Genomic DNA, 13,775 nt, shown 5'->3' with positions numbered 1-13,775 from the left:
TTTTTAAATTAGGCTTCAATATTTGATTTAGCTAATTCTGCATATTTTTCAAATGCAGCTTTATCAAACACCGCTAGATCAGCTAGAACTTTTCTATCCACCTCTACTGAAGCTTTTTTCAAACCGTTGATTAAACGGCTGTAAGTTAAACCAAATTCTCTAGCACCGGCATTAATACGTGCAATCCATAATGCTCTGAATACTCTTTTCTTTTGTCTTCTATCGCGGTAAGCATATTGTCCCGCTTTCATTACCGCTTCTTTAGCTACACGAAATACATTTTTTCGTCTTCCTCTATAACCTTTAGCAGCATCTAATACTTTTTTATGTTTGGCTCTGGCAGTAACGCCACGTTTTACTCTAGGCATAATCTTCTCCTTATCTCTTTAACTATTGAGTAGGCATCATGGCGCGTACACGTTTCACATCAGTAGAAGATATGATCTCGGTACCACGAAGATGTCTTTTTTGTTTAGTTGTTTTCTTGGTCAAGATATGACGAAGATGTGAATGCGTTCTTTTGATCGCACCACTTCCTAGAAATTTGAAGCGTTTTTTCGCTCCACTTTTTGTTTTCATTTTTGGCATTTTTTTCTCCTTATTATTAAGAGACGCCTAGGCATGCCTAATTAGCCGTATCGTCTTCTTCTTTCTTTTTTTCGACCTTCTTAGGTTTTTTATTTGGTGATAACACCATAACCATTTGACGGCCTTCCATCTTTGGAAACTGCTCAACTACTGCGTATTCCTCAAGATCTGTTTCAACTCGTTTTAATAAATGCATGCCGAGTTGTTGGTGGGCAATTTCTCGCCCTCTAAAACGCAAGGTCACCTTAGCTTTATCGCCATCGGTCAAAAAGCGAATTAAGTTACGCAATTTAACGTTGTAGTCACCCTCGTCTGTACCAGGTCTAAATTTGACTTCTTTAACCTGAACATTCTTTGTTTTCATTCGTGCTTCATGGAGCTTTTTGCTTTGGGCATATTTAAATTTCCCATAATCCATCAAGCGACACACAGGTGGTTCAGCTTTTGGTGCAATCTCAACTAAATCGGTATCAAAATCATCCGCTTTTCCTAAAGCTTCAGATAAGCTCATAATTCCTAGAGCTTCTCCTTCCATACCTACTAAACGAATTTCTTGGGCTGTTATGTCTCCGTTAATTCGTGCGTCTTTTGATTGTGCTATGCTTAACCCCTAAAAAAAATAAAGCCGTTAACTCACTTTTTAACTTTTGGCTGTAATTTGTGTGTTCATTGTTTCCACAAACTCTTCTAGAGTCATTACACCCAAATCTTCACCTTGTTGAGTACGAACGGCAACTTGTTTGTTTTCCATCTCCCGATCACCTATAACTAACAAATACGGTATGCGAGAAATGCTATGTTCGCGTATTTTATAGGTTATTTTTTCATTTCTCAAGTCTGATTCGCATCTAATATCATTTTTCTTAAGAAAATCAACAACATCGCCAACATATTTGGCCTGGGAATCCGATATATTCATCACCACAGCCTGGACTGGTGCAAGCCATGTCGGAAACTTCCCGGCGTAGTGTTCAATCAAAATTCCTATAAATCTTTCCATAGAGCCTACAATCGCTCTGTGCAGCATCACTGGATGTTTTTTATTGCTGTTTTCATCTACGTACTCTGCATTTAAACGGACCGGCAGGTTAAAATCAAGTTGAATGGTGCCACACTGCCATAATCGATTCAAGCTATCACGTAAGACATATTCAATTTTTGGACCATAAAAAGCGCCTTCGCCTGGTTGTATCTCGTATTCGAGTCCTGTCGCCTTAAGAGCTTCTTCCAAGGCTTTTTCAGACTGATCCCACACATCATCACTCCCCACTCTTTTCTCTGGTCGGGTAGAAAGCTTGACCTCAATATCATTAAAACCAAAGTCTTTATAGGTCTCCATGAGCATTCTATTGAAATCAACTACCTCATTAAGAATCTGTTGCTCAGTGCAGAAAATATGAGCATCATCTTGAGTAAAACCTCTTACTCTCATTAATCCATGTAATGCGCCTGATGGTTCATTCCTATGACATGAGCCGAATTCAGCTAACCTTAAAGGCAGATCACGATAGCTATGCAAGTGGTGATTAAAAACTTGAACATGACCAGGGCAATTCATTGGCTTTACCGCATAGTCTCTATTTTCAGAAGCTGTCACAAACATGTTTTCATGATAATTGTCCCAATGCCCTGATTTTTCCCATAGTGTTTTATCAAGCACGGCTGGGGTTTTAATTTCTTGATATCCATAATCAACAAATTTTTTTCTCATGTAGTTTTCTATTTCTTGCCATAGAGACCACCCTTTGGCATGCCAGAACACCATCCCGGGAGCATTATCTTGAATATGAAATAAATCTAACTGCCTTCCAAGTTTTCGGTGATCTCTTTTTTCAGCCTCCTCAAGACGATGCAGATAATCTTTAAGATCATCTTTGGTCGCCCACGCCGTTCCATAGATTCGTTGCAGCATCTCGTTGTTGGAATCTCCTCTCCAATAAGCGCCAGCAACTTTCATCAACTTGAAGACTTTTAATTTTCCAGTCGATGGTACGTGAGGGCCGCGGCATAAATCAGAAAACTTTCCTTCATGGTAAACCGTCACTTCCTCATCCTGAGGAATTGACTCAATAATTTCGGCCTTATAGTTTTCACCCTGATCAAGAAAAAACTTAACCGCATCATCACGCTTCATCACTTCTCGAGTAACAACGTGATCTTCTTTTACCAATTCAGTCATCTTTTTTTCAATGGCATTTAAATCTTCTGGAGTAAAAGCTCGATGATATGAAAAATCATAATAGAATCCATCGTCAATGGTAGGTCCTATGGTCACCTGTGCTTCAGGAAACAATTCTTTAACCGCATATGCCAGCAGGTGAGCTGTGGAATGTCTTAAGATATCCAACCCCTCATCATTCTTAGCAGTCACGATAGAAACTGCTACATCTGAGGATATTTCGTGAGATAAATCTACCAATTTGCCGTCAACATGACCAGCTAATGCAGCCCGACCCAGACCTTCACCAATATTATATGCAACATCTGATAAAGTAATAGTGCTCTCAAATTCTTTAATTGAACCGTCTGGAAGTGAAATTTTTATCATGTTTTTAAATTGGTAGGCGCGATTGGATTCGAACCAACGACCCCCACCATGTCAAGGTGGTGCTCTAACCAACTGAGCTACGCGCCTGAAGTCAAAAATAAGCGACTATTTTATATCATCGCTCGATCAACAGCAATCTATAACTATCTCGCCATCTTTTGAATAATTTCTGTATAACCACTCTCAAAGCTTGGGTGCTTGAATTGATAATTTAACTGTTTAGACACAAAAGTTGAAATAATTTTTTTTCCAACAACCCTATCTATTGGTTCATGGAGCACTTCAGGAAGGTTTAATTTTTTTCTAATAAAGTTTAGAACTAAATAAAGCTCAACAGGGCACGAGTCGGTTATGTTAATAGTTAAAGGTAAGTTAAATTTGGGATCTAAATGTTTATTAAGAATAATATTTACAATAATATTTGCTGCGTCTTCATCATAAATTCTATTAGTAAATCGATTTTCTGGCCAAGATTGTTGATCTTGAGCTAAACGAATCATCATGGTTCTATCAACACCATAAATTCCTGTTAAACGAAAAACGAAGCCTTTATCATTCTTGGTAGCGATACATTCAGCTTGCCCTAGAATTCTGCCTTGTTCATCATTTGGGGTGATTTCATCATGATCATCCAGCGCCTCTAAATTTGTATTACCGTTAAATACCCTGGTACTAGAAATAAAAAATACTTTGGTCTGCAGCTTTTGGCTTTCAATAATATCTGTTATCTTTCTTAAGCCTTCAACATAAATTTTTTCATAATCTTTTGCATTAGAGCTAGCTGGCGTGGCTGAATAAATTATATAGTTTGGGTTTTCAGCAACAATCCATGCAGAGAAATCATTGGCAAAAATATCTTTGGCTAGAATCGGAAAATTGCTTTGCCCGCTTGGATTTCTTTTTACACCCAGAATTTGAAAATTTTCGTGGTGAGCAAAAATATCACCAATTTTTTTTCCTAAATTTCCACAGCCTACGATAATAACTTTGGGTTTTGCTATTTCCACAATACTTTGACCACAAACCCAGGTGAGCTGGATACGATAAACAAAGATAGAAGTGCTGCGTAAAATTGCCAATCTTGATTATGTACTGATCCTATCATGGTCCACTCCAGTGCATAGGTGATTAATCTAAAAATCAAAAAATACAAGAGGACTTCAAGAATAATAATGGGTAAGGACTTTTTAGCAGGAAAAAGAAGCATGAAATTACTTGTCATCCAAGGCAGGTTAGCTAAAAAAATCATTAAAATAAGTATGAGTAAAAAAATCATTAAAATATAAGTGCTGAAGTAAGTGTCGCTATATCCATCAATGAGGACGGAAATAATCCAATAATCAATAAAGCAAGAGTATTGATTGATAAAGTGACACTCAGTTCATTGTTCGATGATTTTGAGACTTGGTCTAAATTTTTTCCAGGTTCGTCAAAATAAGCGACTTTGATAATTCTCAAATAATAAAATATTCCAATGAGAGCGCTCATAACTGCAATGATTGCTGGCCAGATCCAACCAAATTGAACTGTTGCCTGAATAATTGAAAACTTCGCATAAAAACCGATAGTTGGAGGAATTCCTGCCAAACTTAAAAAAATGAGCAACAGTAAAAAAGCTAACCATGGTTTTTGTTTTCCCAAGCCTGAGAGGTCAGTAATCTGATCAAGCTCTTTCCCTTGGTTGCTTAAATGGATTATTAACCCGAATGATGCAAGCGTCATAAGAACATAGACAGCGATGTACATCAATGCAGATGCTATTCCAGTAATTGTTCCAGTTGCTAAGCCTAAAAACATAAAACCCACATGAGAAATAGCTGAATATGCTAACAGTCTTTTAATTTTTGTTTGCGCTATCGCTGTGATGTTTCCAAACAACATAGACACAATAGCCATAATAAGAAGCATTGCTTGCCAATCTAATACCATGTGATCTAAACCTTGAAATAATAGCCGTATTAACATAGCCACAGATGCAAATTTTGGTACCGAACCAATAAACATGGTAATGGGAGTTGCTGCTCCCTGATACACGTCAGGCACCCATAATTGGAATGGGGCTGCACCAAACTTAAAGGCAATTCCTACAACAACAAATACCAATGCAAATGATAAGACCACAGGATTAATTGAAGCATCTGTTAGCTTGGATGAAATTTCTGCAATTTGCAAACTTCCAGTAATACCATACAACATTGAAAAACCATACAATAAAAATCCTGAAGCAACAGCGCCAAGAACAAAATACTTCATTGCTGCCTCGGAAGCTTCTGGTCGGTTTCTATCAAATGCCACTAAGGTATACAAACTTAAAGAAAGGAGCTCAAGGCCCATGTATAAACTTAATAAATGATAGGAAGAAATAATCAGATTAATTCCTAACAATGCAAAAAGCGTCAGGGCATAGAATTCACCATTATGTAAATTACGAATTTGCAAAAAGCTACGGCTATAAATTAATACCAACGACAAAGCAAAATAACTGAGTAGCTTAAGAAACATAGAAAGACTGTCAACAATAAACATGTCATTAAATGCCGTTAACTTAACATCAATAGGTAATTGTGCAGTGAAGTAAGCAGCTATCAGCAAAGTGAGCTGCGTAATACCAAATAGAGAAGTGGTATTTTTATAAAATACCCCAAGCAAAAGAACGCTCATAGCAGCAATCAAGATAATGATTTCTGGAACAGCAATAGTCAATAATGTTGAGAGCGTCATAGTGTTATAAAATTTTTGATTGTTGAATTAATCCCAACATCACTTGGGATGACTGATTCGTAATATCGGTAATAAGTGCTGGATATATTCCAATAGCCAAGGTCATCAAAGCTAATACGCTCATCACAAAAAACTCTTTTCCATTTAAATCTTTAAGTGCAGCAATTTTTTTATTCTTCACCTCACCAAAAATAATTCTTTTCACAAGCCACAAGGAATATGTGGCACCAAAAATAAGGGTCAGGCTAGCAAAGAAAGCAATCCAAAAATGATCTTGCATAGCTCCTAAAATGACAAGAAATTCACCAACAAATCCTGATGTTCCTGGTAGCCCAGAATTAGCCATAGCAAATAAGACAAAGAAAGAGCCAAAAATAGGCATGCTATTCATCACACCCCTATAGTCACTGATGTTTCTCGAATGCATTCTGTCATAGAGAACGCCAATTGCAAAAAATAGTGCTGCAGAAATAAACCCATGAGAAATCATCTGAACGTATCCACCTTCAAATCCCAATGGGTTTAAAATAAATAAGCCAAGTGTCACAAAACCCATATGAGATATTGATGAGTAAGCAATTAATTTTTTCATATCTGTTTGCACGATTGCAACCAGGGCAATATAAACAATTGCGATTAAAGACAGACCAATTAAAAAAGGCTTTAAAAAGATTAATGCATCAGGACTAATTGGCATTGCAAACCGAATAAAACTATACCCACCCAATTTCAACATAATCGCAGCTAAAATGACCGAACCACCTGTTGGTGCTTCCACGTGTGCATCAGGCAACCAAGTATGAACAGGCCACATGGGAATTTTGACTGCAAATGCCATGAAAAAGGCCAGGAAAATCAATACCTGGATATTGAGTGATAAAGGTTTCGAGTAAAAATCTAAAATTGAAAAGCTTGCCGTTTGGTTATAGAGGTATATAAATGCTACCAACATTAACAACGAGCCAAGCACCGTATAAAGAAAAAACTTGATGGAGGCATAAACACGATTTGGACCACCCCAGATGCCAATGAGTAAAAACATCGGAATAAGCATCGCTTCCCAAAACACATAATATAGGATTGCATCAAGGGCCAGAAAGACACCAATCATTAGGCCAGAAAGAATTAAGAAGGCAGAAATATAGAAACCAATAGCCCGCTGTATTGAATTAGATGAAATAAAAATCACAAGCCAAGAAATAAAACTTGTTAAAAGAACAAGCGGTAAAGAAATCCCATCCAAACCAAGATGATAATTTATCGAAAAATGATTAATCCATGGGTACATTTCTTGAAATTGAAAACCGGAAAATCCTTTATCAAAATAAATATACAAAGGCAGTGTGACAAGAAAAGAAATAAATCCAAAAAAATTGCCTAATCGGTATGTTAGGGTAGTTGATAATTTATTTTGTATCAGCAATAAAACTATGCCAAGTACAATCGGAGTCCAAATTACTAATGACAAGATACCGGTCATGACTTACCACCCAAAATAAAATAGCTTATGAAGAGCAATAATCCAATCACCATCACAAAGGCATATTGAGAAATAAAACCAGTTTGTATTCTTTTAGTAATGTGTGAGAAAAGATTAATTGTTCTAGCGGCGCCGTTGACAAAGAAATTATCAATTATTTTTATATCCATATATTTCCATAAAGCATTTCCAAGTCTGACTGTTAGTGGTGCCAAAATGTATTCATTAAAGTTATCAAAACCATATTTATAATCTATGACTTTTTTTACAACCTTTGGCGTCTTGATAAAATTAATATTTTTGTAATACAAGAGATATGCAACGATAAAGCCTAATACCATTAGCCAAAATGGTAACGTCGCCAATGCGTGCAGAGCCATATTTATAGAGCCATGAAAGTGGTCAGTGACCTGCTGTAGAGCAAGATGTGTATCCAAAATAAAGATATCTTTTAATAAAAAACTGCTTTTAATAATTGGTTCAATCGTAAAAAATCCAATGAGGACCGATGGAATAGCCAGTAAAATGAGAGGCATCGTTACTAACCAGGTTGTCTCATGGGGTGATTGATTTGCAGTCAAGCCGTGGTCATCATGATGATTGTTTGATGAAGACTTATTTCTCCACCTCTCCTGACCATGGAAGACAATAAAATATAATCTAAAGCTATACAGCGAGGTAATAAAAACGCCAAATACGGCAGCAAAATATGCAAAACTTGAGCCAACAATTTCACTGTATTTTACCGCCTCGATGATTGATTCCTTAGAATAAAATCCTGAGAAAAATGGCATGCCAACCAAAGCTAAAGTGGCAAGTAAAAATGTTATCCAAGTAATTGGCATATATTTTTTTAGATTTCCCATGTTCATAATATTTTGATCATGATGCATGCCAATTATTACTGATCCAGCACCTAAAAATAATAAAGCCTTAAAAAATGCATGCGTAAATAAATGGAACATTGCTAAGGAGTAGCTTGAGACACCCAAGGCAATCGTCATATAACCAAGTTGAGATAAGGTAGAGTATGCCACAACCCGTTTTATATCATTTTGAAAAATACCTAAAATACCCATGAATAAAGCGGTAATGCTCCCCACAATCAGAATAACGGATAGTGCTGTATTTGATAATTCCACTATTGGAGATACTCGCGTTACAAGAAAGATTCCTGCCGTTACCATGGTTGCTGCATGAATCAGGGCTGATATTGGGGTTGGGCCCTCCATAGAATCTGGTAACCAGACGTGTAAAGGCACTTGTGCAGACTTACCCATTGCGCCTATAAATAATAAAATTGAAATTAACGTGACAAGAGAAACTGAAGAGCCCATCAGAATAAATTCTTGATCAGCGAAAGAATTTACTCTTGAAAAAACTTCTTGATAATCGAGGGTTCCAAAGTAAAACATTATTAGAGCGATTCCCAAGAGAAAGCCAAAATCACCAACTCTATTCACCAAAAAAGCTTTCATATTGGCATGAATAGCCGTTGGTTTTTTATACCAGAATCCAATCAGTAAATAAGAGACTAGACCGACTGCTTCCCAGCCAAAAAATAGCTGTAAAAAATTATTACTCATCACCAACATCAGCATGGCAAAAGTAAACAATGAAATAAAACTAAAGAAGCGACTGTACCCAGGGTCCTTTTTCATGTATTCAATGGTATAAATATGCACCATTAATGAAACAAATGTCACTACCGTCATCATTAATGCTGTCAGATTGTCGACCATGAAACCAATATTTAAATCATACTGCCCAACAGTCATCCACCTAAAGAGATTCTCATTAAACACATAACCATGATAGGAAATGTATAGGGCGTATAAAGATAAAAGAAAACTTCCTAACACTAAAACAATAGGGACTAAGTGTGAAAATGCTCTTGGTAATTGACGACCAAATAGACCGATGATGATTGATGCAACAAGAGGCATCATTGGAACCAAGGTATAGAGTTTCATTAACGTCATTCTTTTAACCTATTCACGTCTGCTACATTAATTGATTTATAGTTTCTAAAAATCAAAATTATGATAGCTAAACCTATAGCTGACTCCGCAGCAGCAACTGTCAGAATAAAAAAAACAAAAATTTGGCCAGATAGATCACCGAGATAATGACTAAACGCAATAAAGTTTATATTTACTGCTAGCAACATCAATTCGATCGCCATAAGAATTAAAATAATATTTTTTCTATTTAAAAAAATTCCTAGAATACTTATGGCAAATAGAATTCCTCCTAAAAATAAATAGTGAGATAAAGTTACCATCACTTCTTTTTCTCCGATTTCATTTTGACTACTCTGACTCGATCATTTCTGTTCACTTTAATTTGATCTTTAGGATCAATCGCTTTATGCGCCTTCTTGCCATGCATGGTCAACACAATAGCAGATATGATAGCGACCAATAAAATTACTGCCGCAACCTGAAATGGCAGCAAATAATCGGTGTATAACACACTTCCTATTGAGTGGGTGTTGCTTTTCTCTAAAGGTATTCCAACTGGATCTAAAGAGCTAAAGAACTTATCCGTTACCACTAAATAGATCTCGAAAATAAATAACAAAGCAATCAAGAGTGCGACTGGAAAATAACTCCAAAATCTTTGTTTAAGGGCTTCAATATTAATATCTAACATCATCACAACAAATAGAAATAACACCATTACTGCGCCAACATAAACTAACACCAACGCAATAGCTAAGAATTCAGCATGTAATAGCAACCAGATGCCTGCTGCACTAAAAAAAGCAAGGACTAATGAAAGAGCGGAATAAACAGGATTATTTGCAGTAATAACTCGCAAAGATGCTAATACCAAAATACTGCTAAAAAGATAGAAAAGATAATCTGTAAAAATCATTAACGGTACTTCGCTTCTTGTTTGCGGTCTTTAGCAATTTGTTTTTCATACTTTTTACCCACTTCTAAAAGCATATCTTTGGTATAAAGCAAATCTCCTCTCTCTTCTCCATGGTATTCAAATATTCGCGTTTCGACGATTGAGTCTACCGGGCATGACTCTTCACAAAAACCACAAAAGATACACTTAGTTAAATCAATATCATATCGAGTTGTTCTTCTGGAATTATCTTCCCTTAATTCAGATTCAATTGTGATTGCCATTGCGGGACACACTGCTTCACACAACTTACATGCAATACATCTCTCTTCACCATTCGGATAACGTCGCAATGCATGGAGACCTCTAAATCGCGGAGATTTAGGTATTTTTTGTTCGGGATACTGGATCGTGACCTTCTTTGCAAAAAAATAACTTAAAGTTAATTTCATGCCTTTTAGAAGTTCGAAAAGAGACAGGCTTTTTGAAATATTTAAAATTAGTTTTTTCATTAATGAAAGTATCCTGCATAACGAGTTTGCATCATAGCGCCCACAAAAATAATCCATACCAAAGTGAGAGGAATAAACACCTTCCAACCAAGTCTCATTATTTGATCATAACGGTAGCGAGGGAATGTCGCTCTTAACCATAAAAAGCAAAACAGCACAAAGGCTACCTTAATAATTAACCAGAATATACCATCTGGGATAAAAGAAACTGGTGACAACCAGCCTCCCAAAAACATAATTACAGCCAAGATACTGACTAAAATCATATTTGCATATTCTGCTAAAAAGAATAAGGCGAATGCCATACCTGAATATTCAACATGAAAACCTGCTACGATCTCTGACTCACCCTCAGCCACGTCAAATGGGGCACGATTGGTTTCTGCCACAGCGCTAATAAAATAAATAATAAACAATGGGAATAATGGCCAACAGTACCATTGTGAAATACCTCCCTCTTGAGCTATCACGATATCTCCAAGATTTAGGCTATTGGCACACATCAACACTCCGACAAGGGTAAATCCCATTGCGATTTCGTATGAGACGATTTGAGCCGCAGATCGTAAACTTCCTAAAAAGGCATACTTTGAGTTAGATGCCCACCCCGCAATAATGACTCCATAAACTGCAATTGATGTCATAGCTAACACATATAAAAGACCAGCATTAATGTCAGCTAATACCATTTCATAATCAAATGGAATGACTGCCCAGGCCGCTAGAGCGGGTGCAATCGATAATAATGGTGCAAGAAAAAATAAAAAGTTATTAGACTTTGTTGGTAATACGATTTCTTTAAACATCAATTTTAAGGCATCCGCAATTGGCTGGAGCAAACCAAAATAACCGACCCTATTTGGTCCAATTCGAGATTGCATGAACCCAATCACTCTTCTTTCAAAGTAGGTAAGATAAGCGACAGAAATCATTACCGGTATGACAATTAAGATGATCTTAAAAAGATAAGATAGCGTTAGCGCAACGTCTGAACTAAAAAATTGAGAGAAAAACTCTTGCACTTACTTTTCACTCCTTAGACGCTTGGTGTTTTGCAATGCCGTCGATCTTCTTACTAACGCATCACTATTGTTAATATCTTTTAACCAAAAATCATTGGTATGAGGTTTCACTTGCTGATTGATTAAATTAAACCTTTTTAATTTACTTTTGGAAAGTTTCTGAACGACTTTTTCTTTAATCTCACTACATGATTCAAATGTAAAATCTGGACAATCAATAAAGTTACCAAGAACACGTAATATTTTCCAAAGAGGTTTTGATTCAAATTTTGGACTTATGGCTTGGCTAAAACTTTGTACACGAGATTCAAGATTAACGAATGTTCCTTCATTTTCAAAATGTGTTGTTGACGGCAAGATCAAATCAAGCTGCTTGCTATTATTATTTAAAAAGGGTGTAACTCCAACTTTAAATGTTGATTTTTTTAATACTCTTTCGAATAATAATTTATCTTTGACATCTTCTGATTCCAAATTAATACTAATTAATGCTTGATATTTCTTATCATCAATATCATTAATATAATTCCTAAAAATCTGTTGAAGACCAACTGAATTCGCCCCTGTTGGCAGGCAACCAATTTTCAAGCTTGTTATATCAATCAATTGATTAATGACGTTTGTTAAATTTATAAAAGCAGGATTGGTGTAAACATCTTCACCCACCAATAGCAAAGTATTGTTCGATAATAAATTTGCAATATTTTTTTCAGTTGAATTTTCTTTTTTCGCCACTTTAGTCGATATGATCTTATGAATGTGTTCAAAAGTTTTTTGGAAATCTTTTACGGGTTGAATAATTTTATTTGCAACACTTAATTGCAGATCAAAATCAACTGTATTAATTATATTAATTGTCTTACCAGCATTCCCCATCTTGCGAAGGCGTTGTAATAATAATGGGTTTTCATTTCTTAATTGTGATCCCAAAAGAATAATATTTTCAAAATTCTCAACATCGCTGATCATGCCATTTAATGATGGATTTGCAATGAAGCTTGGGTTATTAACGGCATCAAACTTAACCTGCTTTGTTCCAACATAGTCCGCTAACTTCTCTAGCAAATAAGCCTCTTCTAGAGTCATTTGGTTAGAAGAAAAGATAACGACATCATCTTGCTTAAATTTATTTAAAGAAGGATGGAAAACTCTTTCAAGGGTATGAAATGCTTCATCCCAACTAATGGGTTTAAAATTTGATCCAGTTTTTAATAATGGTGTTTTAACACGATCCTCACTATTAATCCCTATGTATGAAAAACGATCCCTGTCAGATATCCAGCACTCATTAATTTCCTCATTTTCTTTAGGCAAGACTCTCATGACGTTTCCATCCTTTACATGAGCTTCTAAATGTGACCCAAGACTATCATGGGGGGATATAGTTGATTTTCTGACCATTTCCCAAGTCCGCGCAGAATATCGGAAGGGTTTTGAGGTTAATGCACCCACTGGACATAAATCAATAATATTTCCTGATATTTCTGAATCTACTGATTTTTCAACATAAGCTGATATTTCTGCATGCTCACCACGTCCAATTAACCCAAGTTCTTGCATTCCACCAACTTCCTTTAGAAAGCGAACACACCGAGAACATTGAATGCATCGATTTAGATCTGTTGACACCAAGGGGCCGAGATTTTTGTTAAGAACCACACGCTTTTCTTCCTGATACCTTGATTTTGGACTTCCGTAGGCCATCGCTGTATCTTGAAGGTCACACTCACCCCCTTGATCGCAGATTGGGCAATCTAGAGGGTGATTAATGAGTAAAAACTCCATCACGCTTTGCTGACAGTCTTTTGTTTGTTTTGATTTGGTAAATATTTCCATTCCCTCATTAACAAAAGTTGCGCACGCAGGAAGTGGCTTAGGAATATTTTTCACCTCTACCAGACACATTCGACAATTAGAGGCAATACTTAGTTTTTTATGGTAACAAAATCTCGGTATATCTATTCCGTTGTCGTCGGCCACCTGAATAATCGTACTTTTTTCAGGAACCTTAAATGTTTTGCCATTGATTTTAATTTTTACCATCT

Annotated in this window: 14 protein-coding genes and 1 tRNA gene; all 15 read right to left on the bottom strand. The window is 36.2% G+C overall.

The window, feature by feature from the left end; all coding sequences use genetic code 11:
* Window positions 1-8: 8 nt before the first annotated feature.
* Window positions 9-368, bottom strand: a complete 360-nt coding sequence (gene rplT / locus QFA95_RS02125) for a 50S ribosomal protein L20 (RefSeq protein ID WP_009853068.1) — start codon at window positions 366-368, stop codon at window positions 9-11.
* Between the two features lie 22 nt (window positions 369-390).
* On the bottom strand, window positions 391-588 hold the full coding sequence (gene rpmI, locus QFA95_RS02120; protein WP_009851944.1) for a 50S ribosomal protein L35: 198 nt from the start codon (window positions 586-588) through the stop codon (window positions 391-393).
* A gap of 37 nt (window positions 589-625) precedes the next feature.
* Complete coding sequence (gene infC, locus QFA95_RS02115; RefSeq protein WP_486463438.1) at window positions 626-1,189, bottom strand: translation initiation factor IF-3; 564 nt, start codon at window positions 1,187-1,189, stop codon at window positions 626-628.
* A 39-nt stretch (window positions 1,190-1,228) separates the two neighbouring features.
* Window positions 1,229-3,136, bottom strand: coding sequence for a threonine--tRNA ligase (thrS, locus tag QFA95_RS02110; protein ID WP_486463188.1), 1,908 nt, complete (start codon window positions 3,134-3,136; stop codon window positions 1,229-1,231).
* A 10-nt stretch (window positions 3,137-3,146) separates the two neighbouring features.
* Window positions 3,147-3,223 (bottom strand) — tRNA-Val (locus QFA95_RS02105).
* A gap of 56 nt (window positions 3,224-3,279) precedes the next feature.
* Window positions 3,280-4,215 carry a Rossmann-fold NAD(P)-binding domain-containing protein gene (locus QFA95_RS02100; RefSeq protein WP_486463460.1) on the bottom strand — a complete coding sequence of 312 codons (936 nt, stop codon included), beginning with the start codon at window positions 4,213-4,215 and terminating at the stop codon, window positions 3,280-3,282.
* The gene (locus QFA95_RS02095) at window positions 4,134-4,343 is read right to left on the bottom strand and encodes a DUF2818 family protein (protein WP_486463437.1); all 210 of its coding nucleotides are present in this window, start codon (window positions 4,341-4,343) and stop codon (window positions 4,134-4,136) included. The genes QFA95_RS02100 and QFA95_RS02095 overlap by 82 nt, the downstream gene beginning before the upstream one ends.
* Window positions 4,344-4,411: 68 nt before the next feature.
* Window positions 4,412-5,857 carry an NADH-quinone oxidoreductase subunit NuoN gene (nuoN, locus tag QFA95_RS02090; protein ID WP_486463187.1) on the bottom strand — a complete coding sequence of 482 codons (1,446 nt, stop codon included), beginning with the start codon at window positions 5,855-5,857 and terminating at the stop codon, window positions 4,412-4,414.
* A gap of 4 nt (window positions 5,858-5,861) precedes the next feature.
* Entirely contained in the window at window positions 5,862-7,337 is a 1,476-nt protein-coding gene (locus tag QFA95_RS02085; RefSeq protein ID WP_486463186.1) for an NADH-quinone oxidoreductase subunit M, read from the bottom strand.
* Window positions 7,334-9,319, bottom strand: coding sequence for an NADH-quinone oxidoreductase subunit L (gene nuoL, locus QFA95_RS02080; RefSeq protein WP_486463185.1), 1,986 nt, complete (start codon window positions 9,317-9,319; stop codon window positions 7,334-7,336). Before nuoL ends, QFA95_RS02085 begins: the two co-directional genes overlap by 4 nt.
* A complete protein-coding gene (gene nuoK, locus QFA95_RS02075; protein ID WP_486463184.1) occupies window positions 9,316-9,621 on the bottom strand; it encodes an NADH-quinone oxidoreductase subunit NuoK in 306 nt (101 codons plus the stop codon). The genes nuoL and nuoK overlap by 4 nt, the downstream gene beginning before the upstream one ends.
* Window positions 9,621-10,217 carry an NADH-quinone oxidoreductase subunit J gene (locus tag QFA95_RS02070; protein ID WP_486463183.1) on the bottom strand — a complete coding sequence of 199 codons (597 nt, stop codon included), beginning with the start codon at window positions 10,215-10,217 and terminating at the stop codon, window positions 9,621-9,623. The genes nuoK and QFA95_RS02070 overlap by 1 nt, the downstream gene beginning before the upstream one ends.
* Window positions 10,217-10,708 carry an NADH-quinone oxidoreductase subunit NuoI gene (gene nuoI, locus QFA95_RS02065; protein WP_486463182.1) on the bottom strand — a complete coding sequence of 164 codons (492 nt, stop codon included), beginning with the start codon at window positions 10,706-10,708 and terminating at the stop codon, window positions 10,217-10,219. Before nuoI ends, QFA95_RS02070 begins: the two co-directional genes overlap by 1 nt.
* Window positions 10,708-11,730: an NADH-quinone oxidoreductase subunit NuoH gene (gene nuoH, locus QFA95_RS02060; RefSeq protein ID WP_486463181.1), complete on the bottom strand. Its 1,023-nt coding sequence runs from the start codon at window positions 11,728-11,730 to the stop codon at window positions 10,708-10,710. Before nuoH ends, nuoI begins: the two co-directional genes overlap by 1 nt.
* Window positions 11,731-13,773, bottom strand: coding sequence for an NADH-quinone oxidoreductase subunit NuoG (nuoG, locus tag QFA95_RS02055; RefSeq protein WP_486463180.1), 2,043 nt, complete (start codon window positions 13,771-13,773; stop codon window positions 11,731-11,733).
* Window positions 13,774-13,775 lie beyond the last annotated feature (2 nt).

Source organism: Candidatus Methylolitoribacter marinus (genome assembly GCF_051853155.1).
Taxonomy (GTDB): domain Bacteria; phylum Pseudomonadota; class Gammaproteobacteria; order Burkholderiales; family Methylophilaceae; genus BACL14.
This window is presented reverse-complemented; position numbering and strand designations above follow the sequence as displayed.